The 16573-nt window shown below is 68.6% G+C and carries 16 protein-coding genes and 1 pseudogene; 8 read left to right on the top strand and 9 right to left on the bottom strand.

What is annotated here, in order from left to right; all coding sequences use genetic code 11:
* Positions 1-18: 18 nt before the first annotated feature.
* Positions 19-1473 (bottom strand): PLP-dependent aminotransferase family protein, encoded by a 1455-nt coding sequence (locus ACE37B_RS19545; protein WP_409925020.1) that lies wholly within the window; start codon positions 1471-1473, stop codon positions 19-21.
* Between the two features lie 19 nt (positions 1474-1492).
* Here ACE37B_RS19545 and ACE37B_RS19540 point away from each other — a divergent pair, with 19 nt between their 5' ends.
* Both ACE37B_RS19540 and ACE37B_RS19535 read left to right on the top strand, forming a co-directional pair.
* The gene (locus ACE37B_RS19540; RefSeq protein ID WP_409925019.1) at positions 1493-1831 is read left to right on the top strand and encodes a hypothetical protein; all 339 of its coding nucleotides are present in this window, start codon (positions 1493-1495) and stop codon (positions 1829-1831) included.
* Between the two features lie 76 nt (positions 1832-1907).
* Positions 1908-3362: a hypothetical protein gene (locus ACE37B_RS19535; RefSeq protein ID WP_409925018.1), complete on the top strand. Its 1455-nt coding sequence runs from the start codon at positions 1908-1910 to the stop codon at positions 3360-3362.
* A gap of 76 nt (positions 3363-3438) precedes the next feature.
* Here the strand turns inward: ACE37B_RS19535 and ACE37B_RS19530 are convergent, their stop codons facing one another.
* Together ACE37B_RS19530 and ACE37B_RS19525 are read right to left on the bottom strand one after the other, a co-directional pair.
* Positions 3439-4779: an MFS transporter gene (locus ACE37B_RS19530; RefSeq protein WP_409925017.1), complete on the bottom strand. Its 1341-nt coding sequence runs from the start codon at positions 4777-4779 to the stop codon at positions 3439-3441.
* Between the two features lie 10 nt (positions 4780-4789).
* Positions 4790-4984 (bottom strand): hypothetical protein, encoded by a 195-nt coding sequence (locus tag ACE37B_RS19525; protein ID WP_409925016.1) that lies wholly within the window; start codon positions 4982-4984, stop codon positions 4790-4792.
* 54 nt (positions 4985-5038) lie between these two features.
* Here ACE37B_RS19525 and ACE37B_RS19520 point away from each other — a divergent pair, with 54 nt between their 5' ends.
* The 4 genes from ACE37B_RS19520 (at position 5039) to ACE37B_RS19505 (ending at position 9649) form a co-directional block, all read left to right on the top strand.
* Positions 5039-6259: a threonine ammonia-lyase gene (locus ACE37B_RS19520; protein ID WP_409925015.1), complete on the top strand. Its 1221-nt coding sequence runs from the start codon at positions 5039-5041 to the stop codon at positions 6257-6259.
* A gap of 102 nt (positions 6260-6361) precedes the next feature.
* Positions 6362-7372: an iron-siderophore ABC transporter substrate-binding protein gene (locus ACE37B_RS19515; protein ID WP_409925014.1), complete on the top strand. Its 1011-nt coding sequence runs from the start codon at positions 6362-6364 to the stop codon at positions 7370-7372.
* Entirely contained in the window at positions 7369-8193 is an 825-nt protein-coding gene (locus ACE37B_RS19510; protein ID WP_409925013.1) for a hypothetical protein, read from the top strand. The genes ACE37B_RS19515 and ACE37B_RS19510 overlap by 4 nt, the downstream gene beginning before the upstream one ends.
* Positions 8194-8347: 154 nt before the next feature.
* The gene (locus ACE37B_RS19505) at positions 8348-9649 is read left to right on the top strand and encodes a ferric reductase-like transmembrane domain-containing protein (protein ID WP_409925012.1); all 1302 of its coding nucleotides are present in this window, start codon (positions 8348-8350) and stop codon (positions 9647-9649) included.
* 288 nt (positions 9650-9937) lie between these two features.
* Here the strand turns inward: ACE37B_RS19505 and ACE37B_RS19500 are convergent, their stop codons facing one another.
* Positions 9938-11086 carry a flavin monoamine oxidase family protein gene (locus ACE37B_RS19500; RefSeq protein ID WP_409925011.1) on the bottom strand — a complete coding sequence of 383 codons (1149 nt, stop codon included), beginning with the start codon at positions 11084-11086 and terminating at the stop codon, positions 9938-9940.
* A gap of 302 nt (positions 11087-11388) precedes the next feature.
* On the opposite strand from ACE37B_RS19500, the gene ACE37B_RS19495 reads away from it, so the two are divergent.
* On the top strand, positions 11389-11829 hold the full coding sequence (locus tag ACE37B_RS19495; RefSeq protein WP_409925010.1) for a nitroreductase family deazaflavin-dependent oxidoreductase: 441 nt from the start codon (positions 11389-11391) through the stop codon (positions 11827-11829).
* Between the two features lie 63 nt (positions 11830-11892).
* Here the strand turns inward: ACE37B_RS19495 and ACE37B_RS19490 are convergent, their stop codons facing one another.
* From ACE37B_RS19490 to ACE37B_RS19470, 5 genes and pseudogenes are all read right to left on the bottom strand, one after another.
* Positions 11893-12750, bottom strand: a complete 858-nt coding sequence (locus tag ACE37B_RS19490) for a serine hydrolase domain-containing protein (RefSeq protein ID WP_409925243.1) — start codon at positions 12748-12750, stop codon at positions 11893-11895.
* Positions 12694-12836 (bottom strand): annotated as a pseudogene (locus tag ACE37B_RS19485) (hypothetical protein); the annotation flags it as partial. The pseudogene ACE37B_RS19485 and the gene ACE37B_RS19490, both read right to left, overlap by 57 nt.
* Before the next feature lie 122 nt (positions 12837-12958).
* Positions 12959-13930: a sigma-70 family RNA polymerase sigma factor gene (locus ACE37B_RS19480; protein ID WP_409925009.1), complete on the bottom strand. Its 972-nt coding sequence runs from the start codon at positions 13928-13930 to the stop codon at positions 12959-12961.
* Positions 13931-14035: 105 nt separating this feature from the next.
* On the bottom strand, positions 14036-14659 hold the full coding sequence (locus ACE37B_RS19475) for a dihydrofolate reductase family protein (RefSeq protein WP_409925008.1): 624 nt from the start codon (positions 14657-14659) through the stop codon (positions 14036-14038).
* Positions 14656-15129, bottom strand: a complete 474-nt coding sequence (locus tag ACE37B_RS19470) for a VOC family protein (protein WP_409925007.1) — start codon at positions 15127-15129, stop codon at positions 14656-14658. Before ACE37B_RS19470 ends, ACE37B_RS19475 begins: the two co-directional genes overlap by 4 nt.
* Positions 15130-15342: 213 nt before the next feature.
* Here ACE37B_RS19470 and ACE37B_RS19465 point away from each other — a divergent pair, with 213 nt between their 5' ends.
* Entirely contained in the window at positions 15343-16536 is a 1194-nt protein-coding gene (locus ACE37B_RS19465; RefSeq protein WP_409925006.1) for an acyl-CoA dehydrogenase family protein, read from the top strand.
* Positions 16537-16573 lie beyond the last annotated feature (37 nt).

Below are 16573 nucleotides of genomic sequence, written 5' to 3'. Positions count from 1 at the left end.
TGGTGGGTGGCGGGAGTTTCAGATGACGTGGGCGGCGACGGGGCGGCGGTCGAAGGTTCGCCACGCCTCGGCCAGGCGGCGCATGCCCTCGGAGAGCACGGCCGCAGGTGCGGTGAACGGGATGCGGATATTGGGGCAGTCGGCGTCGACGGCCGAGAACTGCTGACCCGATGCGATCAGCACGCCGTGGCGACTGGCATGGCGCACGAACGCTGCCGCCGACGCCTGGTCGGGGAGCGTCGCCCACACCGACAACCCACCGCGCAACGGCGCGAACGTCCAGTCGGGGAGCTCGTCGCGGAGCGCGTCGACGACGATGTCGGCGGCGGGCCGAAGCTGTTCGAGACGCTGCGCGACGAGATCGTCGTAGCGATCGAGCGCCGCGATACCGAGCATCTGGTTGACCGCAGGGGTGAACATGTCGGCGACGGCCTTGTGCGACCGAAGGCGATTCACGACCTGCGCGTCCGCGCGCAGCCAACCGAGCCGCAAACCCGGCCACACGACCTTGCAGATCGACCCGGCGATGATGCCGTAGCCGCCGGTGTCGTGCTCGTCGATCGCGGGGAGGTGCCGACGGTCGAAGCCGATGTCGGCAGCCACACGATCCTCGAGCGTGAGGATCCGATGCCGGCGCGCCAACGCCGCGACGGCGGCGACCCGATCGGGCGGGAGGCGCGATCCCGTCGGGTTCTGATGTTGCGGGTTGAACGCCATCAACGCAGGTCGGAACCGATGGATCTTCGCCTCGAGGTCGTCGATGATCAACCCGTCGCGATCGAGCCGCACCGCCTCGAACCGCGCGCCCACGTGCTGGACCGCGTCGATCAAGCCGGGCCACGTGTCCTCCTCGCCCAGCACGACGTCGCCCGGTCGAACCATCGCCGACACCACCAACGAGATCGCCTGCTGCGCGCCGCTCGTCACCAGGATCTGATGCGGCGTGGTCGACAGACCCTGGCGGGTGTGCAGCTCGGCGATGCGGTCGCGCAGGCGCCACCAGCCGAGCGGCTCGGCGCCGTCGAGATCGGCGGCGTGCGCGCTCAGGTCGATCTCGGCGAGCATCTCCGACACGACCGGCAACATGAGCGGGATCGCCTTCAACAGGTCGATCGCGGCGCCTTCGTTGATCCACAACCGTTCGCCCACGAACTCGTCCGAGCGCATCGCGGCCGTGAGCGCTCGACCGGCGACGGTCGTGCCACTTCCCTGGACGCGCACCACGGCCCCGTCGGTGGCGAGATGGTCGTACGAGCGCACGATCGTGCCGCGAGACACCGTGAGCGCGTCCGCGAGGGCGCGCTCGGGCGGGAGCAGCTCGTCGGCCCGAAGGCTGCCCTCGGCGATCAGCGCGGCGATCCGGTCGGCGAGGTCGCGGTAGAGCGGCCCCTCACCGGTGATCCACTGGCCCAGCAATTGGACCAGTCGTTTGGCACCCACTTTGCGGGGATTGGCACTCGATTGGACCACCACGGATCGCGACACTACCGACATGATCACCGAGCTGACAGAGCCAATCGACCAGCATTGGACCAGGACCGACCTCGATGGCGTGTCCGTCGAACTCGCCGACACACCGGCGACGGCGGTCGAGGTGAACCGCCGCCTCGCCACGTTCGAGGTCGGCGACATCGATCGGTCGCTCGTGCCGTACCTGGCTGCGGCCGCCGCCGAACTCGCCATGCTCGCGAACGTCGCGTGGCGTTTCAGCGGTGACGATGCGCCGGTCGCACTCCTGCGCCTGATCGCCAAGATCACCATCCGTCATCCTGAGATCGGCGGCCCGCACACCCACCGTCTCCTCGAACAGTTGACCAAGCCGTCGCCCTGACCGTTCGCGTCGACCCTGGGCGAGGTACGTCTCGATACATGGTTCCGGAGGTTCGTGGTCACTAGCGTCGACGCCCATGTCTTCCCCACGTCTTCGAGTGTTCGGCGGGTTCGCGGCCGTTGCGGTCGCCGTTGGTGCTGGTGTGTGGAACGGCGCCAGTCAGACCGCCGCGATCGACAACAGCGTGTTCATCTCGTCGCACGGTGCGTTCGACGATCCCGCTCGCGACGACGCGCTCGCGATCGAGTGCGTGCAGTACGGATCGGGTGACCCGGCGACGTTCTCTGCGGTGGGCGCTCCCGATCCATCCGTGCAGGCCGCATCACCCGGGGTGCTGAACCAGATTCGATTCGGTCGTATCCCCACAGCGTTCGGTGGAGGTTGCTCCCCCGACCCGGGTGCCTCGACCGGCCTCGGGTCGTCGGGGTTCGGTTTCGTCGGCGCCTCGTCGCCGATCGTGTCCGGACTCGACGTCGAGTTGGGCCGGTTCATTCACTACAACCGAACGATCGAGCGCGGCGTCCGCAGCGTCGACCTGACCACGGTGTTCAGCTTCGACGGGCCAGGAGGCCCGGTCGATCACACCGTCGTCCTCGACGTGGACATCGACGAGACCGTGGACTTCGTCGGTGTGTCAGACACCTCACTGTGCGCCTTCGACGTGCCGGAGAACACGACGGTCACCAGCCCGGTGGTTGCGACACTCTGCGCCGATCGCGTGTCGGTGACCCCGGTGGGAGCATTGACGCCCGCGTATGGGGTCACCGAACTCTTGATTGAAGTGGTCGGATTCACCCGCGTCGTCGGCGGCGGGTGTGATGAGAACGACCGTGTCGACGGCGACTCGTTCTTCAGTGCCGAGCAGCAGGCGACGGAGTTGTGCGTGCTCGCTGCGCTGGTCGACGGCTCACTCACGATCGACAAGGTCGTCGACGGTGGTGCCGGCCGGACGTTCGACTTCACGCTGACGGAGCACGACCAGCGCACGACCCCGCCCGCGCCGGGAGCGACACGTTCGGTGCAGATCGATGCGACGTCGGGAGCGGGCACCTCGCCGACGATGTCGGTGCCGCCCGGGATCTACCGAGTCGACGAACTCGACCCGGGGCCTGGGTTCGTCACCGGACCTCTGAGCTGCACGGTCGGTGGCGACGACGCGATCGTCACCGTCGACGGCATCGAGTTCGTCAACGTGAACTCCGCCAGCGACGTGATCTGCTCGTTCACGAATCTCGTCGTCCCATCCACCACCACGCCGCCCACCACCACGCCACCCACCACCACGCCGACGAGCACGACCACGACGGCGGCCGTCACGACGACGACCACGCTGCCCGTGACGATGCCGACCACGACGACGATCGCGTCGATGGCGACCATCGTGACCACCACGACGACCGCTCCGACGCCGCAGCCGCCCGCCATCATTCCCGCAACGGGTCGTTCGATCAGCACACTGTCGTTGATCGCTGCCCTCACCATGTCGCTCGGCGCTGGCGGGCTCGTCGTGGCGAGCCGCCGTTCGCACTGACGCACTGCGTTCGCTGTCACGCTTCGGGCTCGCGCGCGTGGTCGGTGATCGCGCGAGTCGACGGTCGAGAGCCGCGTCAGGATCGGCGGCGACCGGCGACGGCGAGGACGACCGACGCCGCGGGCACGACGGCCGACACCCACAGCGCCGGTCGATAGCTCCCGGTGAGCGATTGCGACAGTGCGAAGAAGGCGGGGCCGATCGCGCTGCCGATGACCATGGCGCTCATCTGCACGCCAGCGATCTCGCCGAGGTGTCGGCGCCCGAAGATGCGCGGGAGCGCAGCAGACGTCAACGCGGAGAAGCAGCCTTGCGCCGTACCCCACATGGCGATCGCCATGACGAGCAGCAACGTCACGTTCAGGTGGCCGACCGTCAGATACATGATCACCTGCGCCACGCCCATGGCGCCGGCGACGAACATCGGCGATGTCACGTCGACGAGCCAACCGGTGACCAGCGTGACGGGAAGACTGACGAAGGCGAGCGGCACGAAGATGCGAACGATCGTGTCGCGGTCGAGACCCTGTTCGGCGCCGAAGTCGACGATGTGGAACGTCAGCGCCGTCGAGGTCGACGCGAGCGCCATCACGGGCAGGGTGACCGCCCAGAAACGGAGGTCGCGCACCGCCTCCGCACGGGTGGCATCCTCGTCGGAGCCGACCGTCACCGCGGTCGACCGGTTGCGTGAGACCTGGTGCTCGTCGTCGCCGAGACTCCGTACGGGTTCCAGCGGTACCCCGGTGTCGATCGTCATCCCGGCCGCCTCGGGGCTGACCCGGTAGAAGACGATGACCATCGTCGCGACCACCACCAACAGCCCAACGGCGAGGATCCGCCAGGCGACGCGGAACCCGTGCGCATCGATCAGCAACAACAGCAGCGCCGGCGTCGCAGCGAAGACGAAACTGCCAGCCGCCTGCGACAGCGAACTCACGAGCCCACGTCTCCGGTCGAACCATTGCGCCACCATCGTCCGCGACGACAACGTGAGGAGGCCCTGGCCGCTGAAGCGCAGACAGCCGAAGCCGACGCTCATCACGACGAGTCCGACGGTCGTGCTCATCGGCCCGACGAAACTCAGGGCGACGAGCGTGGCGGAGAGCCCGACGACGGCAGCGAGCGCGATCACACGCGAGCCGTATCGGTCGATCATGCGTCCGCCGCGCCCGAGCAGCAGTCCGCTCGATCCGGTGCCCACGAGATACGCGATCGCCAGTTGCAGTCGTGTCAGGCCGGTGGTCGAGGTGAGGTCATCGGTGAACACGCTGACGCCGTTCGTCTGACCGGGCGCGGAAGCGACGATGCCGATCGTGCCGACGACGAGGATCACCCAGCCGTAGTAGAACGGCACCCGAGCGGGATCGAACGGGCGACGGCCGAGCGAGGAAGTCGGTGCGTCGGTCGTCAGGGTCACCACGCTCAGGCTAGGAGTGCGCTGCGGGCTCGGCGCTCGCCGCGGCGATGACGCGATGACGTGGTGACGTGATGATGACGGCATGACGGCATGACGTGATGATGACGGCGTACAGGTACTCGCCGATCCGGAGGTGCCAGGGTGGCAGCACCGCGTCGATTCGTTGTGGACATCGCCAACGGGTCGAAGAGTAGGTTGCCCGCATGATCCGACGTTCGCCCTCAGGTACCACCGAGCGGGGCCGGCGATGGTCGAACCGATGAACGACGTGCCGACACCTGCGAGCGTCACGTTCGCCGATGTCGAAGCGGCGGCCGAACGGATCGCCGGTGCCGTCACGCGCACGCCGACGGCGGCGTCGCGCACGCTGTCGGAGATCACCGGTGCCGAGGTGTTCGTCAAGTTCGAGAACCTCCAGTTCACCGCGTCGTACAAAGAACGAGGCGCGCTCAACCGGCTGCTCCAGCTCGGCCCCGACGTCCCGGGGGTCGTCACCGCGTCGGCCGGGAACTTCGCGCAGGGCGTCGCGCATCACGCGACGCGCCTGGGGCGTCCGGCCACGATCGTGATGCCCGCGACGACACCCGCGGTGAAGGTGTCACGTACCTCGGTGCTCGGCGCCGAGGTGATCCTGCGCGGCGAGACCTTCGACGAGGCGAGCGCGATCGCCCGAGAGGTCGCGGCCGAACGCGGGCTGGAGTTGTTGTCGCCGTTCGACGACGCCGACGTCATCGCCGGGCAGGGCACCGTCGCGCTCGAGATGTTGGCCGACGTCGCCGACCTCGATGTGCTCGTCGTCCCGGTCGGCGGCGGCGGGCTCCTGGCCGGTATGGCGATCGCGGCGCGCGCGTTGGCGCCGTCGATCGAACTCGTCGGCGTGCAGAGCGAGCGGTATCCGTCGGTGCACAACGCGATGCACGACGACGACCTGGCGATCGGCGGCGCCACGATCGCCGACGGCATCGCGGTCGCCAAACCGGGGGATCGGCCGGTGGAGATCATCCGACGACTCGTCGACCGAGTCGAGGTGGTCGACGAGACGCTCGTCGAGCAGGCGGTCGGGTTGTACCTCGAGATCGAGAAGTCGGTTGCCGAAGGGTCGGGTGCCATCTCGCTCGCCGAGGTCCTCGCCCGACCCGATCGCTATCGGGGCAGGCGCGTCGGGCTGGTGCTGAGCGGCGGCAACATCGATCTCCGACAGCTCGCCTCGGTGACGCTGCGCAGCCTGGTGCGCACCGGACGGCTCACTCGGTTGTGGGTCGAACTCGACGATCGGCCCGGTTCGCTCGGTCGTATCACCACCGACGTCGGCGAACTCGGTGGCAACATCATCGAAGTCATCCACCAGCGCCTCGATCCCACCGTGCATGCGCGGGCGACCGAGGTCGAGCTGACGATCGAGACCTCGGATCGCGCGCACCTCGACGACGTCGTCGCCGGACTCGCCGCTCGCGGCCACCGCGTCCGCACCCATCACTGACACTCGTCCGGATGACTTCGCCCTGGCGGCCGAACGGTTGTAAGGGTAACCTAATGCACTGTGATAGCCAGTCAGATCATCCGTCGTGTCGGGAGCGTGACGGTGACGTGCCTGTCTCTGGTTGCGTGTGGCGGAGGCACCGACGATGCCGTCGCCGTCGCCGACACGGTCGCGCCCTCGACCACCCCGGAGACGGAGTCGACCGAGAGCGAGCCGACTGACACGAGCGAGCCGCGAACCGTTGCCGACCCACCCGTCGGCGACCCACCCGTCGACGACGAACCGGTCGACGAGATCGCCGACGCCGCGATGGGGATGACGGTGCAACGCATCGTGGTGAGCGATCAGGCGATCCTCGACGCGGCCCTTGCTCTCGACCTTCCGGTGATCGCCACACCGGGCTACAGCGACCGGGAAGCGATCCCGTCGTACCTTGCCGATCGGGCGGCCGGCATCGAAGTCCTGGCGGAACGCAGCGAGGTCAATCTCGAATCGCTGGCCAACATCCGACCCGATCTCCTCCTCTTCAGTTCCAAACAAGTCGAGTCGTCGGGCGCCCGCGAGCAACTCGCCGAGATCGCCGAACTCGCGGAGTTGGACGTATCGACCGCGGATCCGTGGCGCGACGTGCTGCGAGACGTGGCCAGCGCGGCCGGCGTGCCCGAGCGCGCCGAGCACACCATCTCCATCGCCGACGCCGCACTCGAACGAGCTCGCCGAGCCATCGGCCCCGAGGGCCTCGCCCGGGAGGTGTCGGTGGTTCGCTGCTTCGGCGACTCGTGCCGCTACTTGCCGGGCGGAACATCGTTCCCCGGTCAAGTCCTCGACGAACTCGGCGTCGCCCGACCGCAGATCCAAGCGAGCGACCCGGAGGGCCGTGCGTTCGTCGACGTCAGCCCGGAGCGTGTCGACCTGCTCGACGGTGACATCATCGTCGTGTTCGGAACCGACGCGGTCGACTCGCTCGAACAACTCCGGCAGAATCCGCTGTGGAGTCGACTCGATGCAGTGCAGGCGGGTGAGGTCTACGACGTCGACCCCGCAGCCTGGTTCACCGGCAACGCGATCGCCGTCGAGGTGATCATCGATGACATGGTTCGGATCCTTCGATGAGCGGGGCTGTCGACGTTCTGCTCGATCTGAGGGCTCGGTGGGCGCCGCGCGGCGTCGATTGGTGGAGCGAGGATCCGACCTCGCTCGACGGCTCCGGTTGGGTTCGCGCCGACGAGCTCGCCCGGGATCCGCAGCGCATCTCGGCGCTCGTCGACGACTGGGCGGGCGCGTACGGCATCGAGCATCGCAAGGCGGCAGCGTCGTTGCTGGTGAAACGACTCGGTTCGATCCTCGCGTTCCCGCCGACGGTCGCATGGCTGAACTGGCGGCGGGTTCCGACCGTGCGTCCCGACGGGGTCTGGTTGCGGTTCGGTGCGGGTGGCCCCGAGCGCCTCGCGCTCCCTGCTCCCGACGTGCTGGTGCTCGCCGACGACGCGCTCGCCGGCGGCGACGGCGTGACCGTGGCGACCGATCCCGCCGATCTCCTCGAACACCTCTGGGCCACTGCGTACGACGAGACCATGGGAGCGCTGATCGACGGGTTCCATGCGGCCGAGCGCACCGGAACGCGCCACCTCTGGGGCAACCTCGCCCTGACGGCGGTCAACAGCGCCCTGTGGTGTACGGGGCGTGCCGATGCCTGGAACGACGGGCGTTCGCTGCTCGAACGCGATCGACGCATGGCGCGCACCGTCTCGATCGTCCCGGCTCATCGCCCCGACACCGGCCCCTTCCTGGTGGCACTGCGAACGACGTGCTGCCTCGCGTACGAAGACGGTGATCATGGCACCTGTGCGTCGTGCAGTCTGCTCGACCGTGACGAGCGACTCGATGACCTCACCCGACGGATCGGTGACGCCTGGCGCGACCGAACCGGCTGAGCACGCCACGCCGAGCTGACCCCACCAAGCGCACGACACCGCCCGACGTCAACGTGGTGTCGTCAACGTGGTGTCAGACACCAGGTTGACGTGGTTGGGGCGGGAGGTGTCGTTGGGGCGGGAGGGGGGTACTGCTCGGTCCATGAAGTACGGCGTGACAAAGGTGGTGCCCTGGATCGCGGCGTATGCGGCGCTGGTGTTGACGCCCTTGCTGCTCGCAGTGGTCGGCCCCACACCGGCGCCGCGTCCGTTCTTCGTCGAGTTCGGCGTCGGACTCGGCTTCGTCGGGATCGGCATCGTCGGCTTGCAGTTCGTCATCACCGGACGTTTCCGCTCCATCGCCCCGGTGTTCGGCGGCGACGTCGTCCTCCAGTTCCACCGACAGATCGGTGTCATCGGCATCGCGCTGGTCCTCGCCCACCCCGCGGTGCTCATCGCGAGTGATCCCGACTACCTCGAGTTCTTCGACCCGACGGTCAATTTCTTGCGGGCGCTCGCCTTGTCGGCGGCGGTCGGCGCTCTGATCCTGCTCCTCGTCACCAGCCTCTGGCGTGAACGGGTGATGTTGAACTACGAGTGGTGGCGGGTCGCTCACGGTGTCCTCGCGCTCGCCGTGGTCTTCATCGGCATGATCCACGGCCTGCAGGTCGGCGAGCATCTCGGCACATTCTGGAAACGCGGCCTGTGGGTCGGCGCGCTGTGCGGGGTGATGTATCTGGTCATCCACACGCGAGTGGTCCGGCCGGCTCTGATGAAACGTCGTCCGTACCGGGTCGTCGAGGTACGCGAGGAAACGTCCGACACGTTCACGATGGTCGTCGAACCCGATGGCCACGTCGGCGCGCCGTTCGAGGCCGGGCAGTACATGTGGATGACGGTCGGCTCGTCGCCGTATTCGCTGCAGCAACACCCGTTCTCGCTGTCGTCGAGCACGCACGATCCGACGCTGAGCTTCACCGCCAAGGCGGCTGGCGACTTCACGTCGTCGTGGACCGACATCGACCCGGGCGAGCGCGTCTACCTCGAAGGCCCCTATGGCGCGTTCACGCTCGACCCGACAACGGAGGGCGCAGCGTTTCTCGTCGGCGGGATCGGCGTGACCCCGGCGATGAGCATCCTGCGCACGATGCGCGACACCGGCGACGACCGCCCGGTGGTGCTCATGCTCGGTAACCCGACCCTCGCCGATGTCGCGTTCCACGACGAGTTGGAGGAGTTGACCGACGAACTCGACCTGCGCGTCGTCCACGTTCTCGAGGAGCCGCCCGATGACTGGACCGGCGAGTCGGGCTTCATGGACAAAGAGATGATCGAGCGTGCATTGCCCGACGACTGCCGCACGTTCGAGTTCTTCATCTGCGGACCCGAACCGATGATGGACGCCGCCGAATCGGCGCTGCGCGAGATGGGCTTCACGTGGCGCCAGATCTACACCGAACGCTTTCAGATCGTCTGACGTCGATCGCCTCGACCATCCGCGAGAACAGGACCCACCCCGATGCTCCACCGCCACATCCGCACCGTCGCCAATGCCCTCGCCGTCGCGCTCGTCGGCGTCGTCGCCGTGGTCGCCGCGCTTCGCGCCGGCTGAACACCGCCGCCAACGGTTCGGCCAGGGAATCGGCCAACCGCTCGGCCGACGGTTCGGCCAACGGTTCGGCCAACTGCTCGGCCAACGGTTCGGCCAACCGCTCGGCCGACGGTTCGGCCAACCGCTCGGTCAGCGACTCGATCAGCGACTCGATCAGCGACTCGGCCAGCGACCTGTGGGGTCAGCGGTGATCGTCGCGACCGCGCGCTGCGCGGCGGCGATCGCTCCTTCGATGTGTCCGGCCGAGTCGGGAGCGGTTTCGGTCGACGCCCAATGGATGCGTCCCCCGCCGGTCGGCCGCTGGTACGCCCGATGTGAGTAGGTCTCCATCGGCGATCGCGACGGGGCCCCGGGTGATGTCGCGGGCGCGGCATCTCGCCAATCCTTGACCACGATCTCGAGCGGCGACGCCGCGTCGTGACCGAAGATCTCGACGAGTTGTTCGATGATGGCGCGTTCGCTCGGTCGGGGATCGGCGGGCCCCAGCGGTACGAACCCGAAGAGCGCCGCGGGTTCGGCGTCGACCCCGCTCATGTCGTGGATCTCGCGTAGCGGGCCGACGTGGCTGATGGCCGAGCCGGAGAGTCCGTGGCGGCGCCAGAACGCGTCGTGATACACCGCGACGACCTTGGCGATGTTGCCCATCCACACGGGGGTCGCCGACGCGAGCGCGACGAGTTCGTCGGGCAGGTCGGGTCGGAACTCGATCGAGGTGACCGCGACCGACGGCGGCAGCGCCAACACGACGTGGCGGGCGATCAGCGAGCCACCGTCGTGCGTGACCCGCAACGGCCCGGCCCGTTCAGCATCCCCTTCACCAGCCCGGTCAGCATCCCGGTCAGCGTTCGGGTCGGATGCGCCGTTGGCGGCGTCGTTGGCGGCGTCGTCGTGGTGCTCGATGCGATGGACGGCGGTGTCGAGCGAAACGATGTCGCCGAGACGCGCCGCAAGGCCTTCGGTCAGCGACGCGGCACCGTGGGTGAAGCGTCCGGACGCGACGTCGATCGGGTTCCCGTCGAGGCGCTGCACTCCGCCGCGAGCGTGGTACATGGCGTCGCCAGCGAGGTGCTGCGCGTGGGTGGCGACCCCGAGTTCGACGATGAGGGCCTCGACTCGAGTCTCGCCCGGCCAGAACCAGGTGGCGCCCAAGTCGAGTCGCCCCGCTGCAGCCTGGTGGCTCGACAACCGTCCGCCGACGCGCTCCTCGCGCTCGAGCACGACACAGCTCAGACCGGCATCGACGAGCCGCGTCGCTGCCACCAATCCAGCGATGCCTGCGCCGACGACAGCTACATCGACCACGACGTCCTCCACCTGAACCGCCTCGACATCCAGCTCGACGCGACGAGGTGGGGAGGGTGGCGCGTCGGGCACAACGCACCATACGTCCGCACGCCGCAGCCACACACCTCAGCTTCGCTGCAGCCTCGCCACTCCACCAGGTTTGACGACCTACCCGGCCGTCGCCGACCGTACGTGATGGCCGGCGGGTTGGTGTGATGGCCGGCGCGTTGGTGTGATGGTCGGCGGGTTGGTGTGATGGTCGGCGGGTTGGTGTGATGGTCGGCGGTTCGACGGCAGCGGTATGGCTCTACGCTTGGCGTATGCCTCTCACCGGTGAGTACGAGCCGAGCACGTCCGACTGGGTCCGCGAACAAGTCGAGACCTACGAGCGCACCAACGGCCAGGAGGCGAACACGTTGCGCGAGACGGGTATCCCCGTCGTCATCGTCACCAGCCTCGGCGCGTCGAGCGGCAAGCTGCGCAAGTTCGCGTTGATGCGCGTCGAGCACGAGGGTGAGTACGCGCTGATCGCGTCGATGGGCGGCGCGCCGACCCACCCGGCCTGGTATCACAACCTCGTCGCCGAGCCGCTCGTCGAGATCCAAGACGGACCTGCGCCGAGCGACTTCCGGACCGAGATCGTCGAGGGCGACGAACGCCAGACGTGGTGGGACCGCGCCGTCGCGGTGTTCCCGCCGTACGCCGAGTACGCCGACAAGACCGATCGTCGCATCCCCGTCTTCGTCGCCCGCCCGGTCTGAGCGGCCGCTCCGATCCTCCGATCGACACGTTTCTCCAACCGACCCGTCTCTTCGGCCGACTCGTCAGTCGGCGAGGCCGGTGTACAGGGTGGTCCAGAAGTCTTGGAGCGCGACGGGCAACGCGTCGGGTCCGGAGAAGCTGTCGGTCGTGAGCACCACTCCGATCAACCGCACGGCCGGATCGTTGACCCACGAGCTGCCCAACCCGCCGTCCCAGCCGTAGCTCCCGACACAGCGAGCCGGCCCGGTTCGGCGGAGCTGGACACCGACACCGAATCCCCATCCCATCGAGCCGAGCGGATCGATCGCGGCACCGGGGTGTCCACCGGTACCGGCGACGTCGAGATGGTCGGTGGTCATCGCCTCGATCGAGGTGCGAGCAAGGAGGCGCGAGCCGTCGGCGAGGCGTCCTCCGGCGAGGAGGAGTCGGGCGAACGCGGCGTAGTCGTCGACGGTCGAGAGCAGCCCGGCGGCGCCTGACGCGAACGCGGGTGCCGCCATCCACTTCCCGGCGGACTCGTCGTAGACGAATCGCTCGCCGTCGTCGCCGACTGCGTAGCAGGTGCTCAGACGTTCGACCGCGCCAGCGGCGGTGGCCTCGTCGCCGACGTGCGAGTCGAGTTCGGCGATCGAGAACCCGGTGCTGTGCATGCCGAGCGGCTCGAGGAAACGCTCGCGCAGGAAGGCGTCGAGCGGCTGTCCGGCGGCACGGGCGACGAGCACACCCAGCACGTCGGATCCGGTGTTGTACAGCCACTGCGATCCCGGTTGATGCAGCAGCGGGAGCGAGCCGACGGCGCGCATCCACGAGTCATCGACGCGATCCGGAAGATCGTGTCGGCCCGCACCGGGTCGGTGCCGGCGCGGGCCAGCGTGCCGGCGGTCCCTGCGATCACCTCCCCGTCGCGTTCGGCCAGCCAGGCGACGCCGCCGATCTCGTCGGATGCGACATGGCCGTGCAGGAGTTCGTCGAGTCGGTCGGTGAGCCAGGGTTCGAACGTGGTCATGTCGGTACCGACGTCACGGGCTCGTCGAACTCATCGCGCGCCAGCCGACGGTCGGGCGGGTGGGCTGGCGGGCTGGTGGGCTGGTGGGCGGGAAAATGGGCCGACCGGATGGGCCGACCGGATCATGCGGGCAGATGTGGCGGGAAGCCGAAGCGGGCGAAGCTCTCCGCGGTGTCGAGAAACGAGTGGACCGCTGCGATGCGGTCGCCGCATACCTCGATCACCTGCAGGGCCCACGGCGAGTGGCCGCCGGTCGGGTCGACGCGGTACTGGGCGAACGCGGCGCACCCGTTCGCGTGACCGGCGAGGAGTCGAGACCCGGCGCACCCGATCCCCGGGCCGGCGTACCAGGCGAGCACGTCGTCGCGGCCCTGGAGCCACATCGCATAGGGCGGCATCGTCTGGATCACGTCGTCGTGGAGCAGCGACGCGAGTGCGTCCATGTCGTAGCGCTCGAACGCGTCGACGTAGCGAGCGAGCACCTCGAGTTGTGCGGCGTCGAGCGGCTCGGTCGGCGTGTCGGTGTGCACCGTTGCCATCGTCGCTCGCGCCCGCTGCAACGCGGAGTTGACGGCGGCGACGGTCGTGTCGAGCAGTTCGGCGACCTCGGCGGCGGGCCAGTGCAACACCTCCCGCAAGACGAGCACGGCGCGCTGTGTCGCCGGCAGGTGCTGGAGCGCGCTGACGAACGCGAGTCGGATCGAGTCGCGCGCCGCGGCGACGTCGGCCGGGTCACCGTGGAGGTCGATCACCGACGCATCGGCGATCGGGGTGATCCAGCGATCGTCGGCGAGCACGTCGGCGAGGTGGACCGGATCCGGGGGGCGGGCCGGTCCGAGATCGACGGGACGAGCGCGGCGCTGCGGGCTGCGCATCATGTCGGTGCACACGTTGGTGGCGATGCGAAAGAGCCAGGTCTTGGTGCTCGAACGGCCCTCGAAGCGCTCGGCGGCGCGCCACGCTCGCACCATCGTCTCCTGGACGGCGTCCTCGGCCTCGGCGCCCGACCCGAGCAGCCGGTAGCAGTAGCCGGTGAGGGCGCGGCGATGCGCGTCGAGTTGTTCGGGTGCCAGGTCGGGCGAAACGGTGGTCACCCGCGCATGGTAGAGCTGTCGAGCGCCACCTCACCGACGAGTTCGCCCCCGCCGACGCCGGGCCACCAGCGGGCACGAACGGGCCGACGTCGGGCCCGTGAACGGTCAGTCCCAGGTGGGCATGGGTGGCATCTCGCCGGCGCGGTATCGGCACACGAGCACACCGCCGGCGGTCGCTTCGACCGACACGAGTTCGAGCGCGCGCAACTCGCCGTCGGTGGGGAAGATGCGCTTGCCGCCGCCGAGCAGCACTGGCTCGATCATCAGCAGGTACTCGTCGACGAGGCCCGCCGCGACGAGGGTCGTCGTCAGCTGCGACGAGCCCCAGACCGACAGCGTTCCACCCGGTCGGGCGACGAGTTCGGTGACGGCATCGACGACGCCGTCGACGGGGATCAGGTGTGAGTTCTCCCAGACCTGTCCGACGTCGGTGGAGGGTTCGAGCGTCGACGACACGACGTACTTGGTGGTCGCGTTCATCCGGTCCGCGTACGGGTCGCCGGCACGCTCCGGCCACGCGCCCGCCATCGCTTCCCACGTGCGCCGTCCGAACAGCAACGCGTCGGTCTCGGCCATCGTCGCGTCGATCGCCGATCCCATCACCTCCGGGTCGAACCACGGCATCGACCATCCGCCGTGGCGAAACCCGCCGTCGGTGTCTTCCTCGGCGCCACCGGGCGCCTGCACGACGCCGTCGAGGCTCATGAACTCCGAGACGACGAGCTTCACGCGACGCTCGTGTCGCTCGTGGTGTCGGCGTCGATGTCGGCGTCGCCTGCCGGGTCGCCCGCGGCGTCGGCGGTGATCATCCAGGCGACGCCGAAGCGGTCGGTGCACATCCCGAACAGCGGTGACCAGAACGTCTCGTCGAGCGGCATGCCGATCTCGCCGCCCTCCGAGAAGGCATCGAAGACTCGGCGAACCGTGTCCGGATCGTCGAAGCCCAATGAGATGGCGACGCCGGTGGTGCCTGCTCCATCGCCGGTCGGGTCGTCGGAGGCCATGATCATCGTCCCGTCGTCGAAGACGAGCGCGGCGTGGATGACCATGTCGGGGTCGACCTCGAACGGCGGTGGCTCCGCGTCGGCGGGCATGTCGCCCAACGTCATGATCTCCAGGCTGCCGCCGAGGACGTCGTGGTAGAAGGTCATCGCCTCCCGGCAGGTGTTGGTGAAGAACAGATACGGATGCAGTGACATGGCGAGGTGCTCCTTCGATGGGCGGGTCGCGCTGGCCGATGTTGTCATGGTGTCGACGAGCCGGGCGACCGAAACTCATCGGGGCGGGTGGCCGGCACGCATCGGCGCGTGTGGCGTCGTGGTGACCATCGGCCCTGTCGCCGGTGGCTGGTCGCTCGTACGTTCGAGGCTCGGCGCGCGTCGGCGTCGACGGACGAGGAAGGTCAGCCCACGATGGATTTCCAGGTGTCGGAGAAGATGACGACGATGCTGGCGATGGTCGGCGAGTTCGTCGATCGCGAGCTCGTCCCGATCGAGAACGAGATGCTGTTCGGCACCTCCGGTGGTGTCGATCGGATGGTCGCCGACGCGCAGGTGAAGGTCCGCCAGATGGGGTTGTGGGCGCCGAACCATCCGGTCGAGTTCGGCGGGCTCGGCCTGTCGATGGTCGAGCACGGGCTGCTCAGCGAAGCGACGGGGCGCTCCCCGCTCGGCCACACGGTGTTCGGGTCGCAGGCGCCCGACGCCGGCAACATCGAGATCCTCCACACGCACGCGACCGAGGAGCAGCGTGACCGGTTCCTGAGGCCGCTCGTCGCGGGTGAGATCCGCAGTTGCTTCTCGATGACCGAGCCGGAGACCGCGGGGTCGAACCCGCTGCTGCTCGCGACGACGGCGGTGAAAGACGGCGACGACTACGTCATCAACGGTCAGAAGTGGTTCACGTCGTCGGCCGACGGTGCCGCGTTCGCGATCGTGATGGCGGTGACCGACCCCGACGCGCCGCCGTATGCGCGCACCAGCATGATCATCGTCCCGACCGACACGCCGGGCTTCAACCTGGTGCGCAACGTCAGCGTGATGGGGCACGCCGGATCGGGTCATGCCAGCCACGCCGAAGTCATCTACCAGGGCTGCCGGGTGCCGCAGTCCAACCTGCTCGGCCCCGAAGGGGGTGGGTTCGTCATCGCGCAGGAACGTCTCGGCCCGGGACGGATCCATCACTGCATGCGCTGGCTCGGGATCGCCAGTCGGGCGTTCGACCTGATGTGTGCTCGAGCGAACGAGCGGGTCATCTCACCCGACGGCGAGACGCTGGCCGACCGACAGGTGATCCAGCATTGGGCCGCAGAGCTCGACGCCGAGATCCGCGGCGCACGCCTGCAGACGTTGCACGCGGCGTGGATGATCGACACCCACGGCGCCAAGGCGGCCCGCGACGAGATCTCGGCGATCAAGTTCTCGGTGGCCAACACGATGCTGCGCGCCGTCGACACGGCGATCCAGGTCCACGGCGCCCTCGGGGTCACCGACGACACGATCCTGTCGTACTGGTACCGCCACGAACGCGCCGCACGGATCTATGACGGTGCCGACGAGGTCCACAAGACCTCGCTCGGCCGCCGCCTCCTGCGCCGTTACGCCTGACTCGAGGTTCGTCGGCGCGGCGGGCGCGAGACCTTCC

The organism is Ilumatobacter sp. (genome assembly GCF_046290335.1).
Classification (GTDB): Bacteria; Actinomycetota; Acidimicrobiia; order Acidimicrobiales; family Ilumatobacteraceae; genus Ilumatobacter_A.
This window is presented reverse-complemented; position numbering and strand designations above follow the sequence as displayed.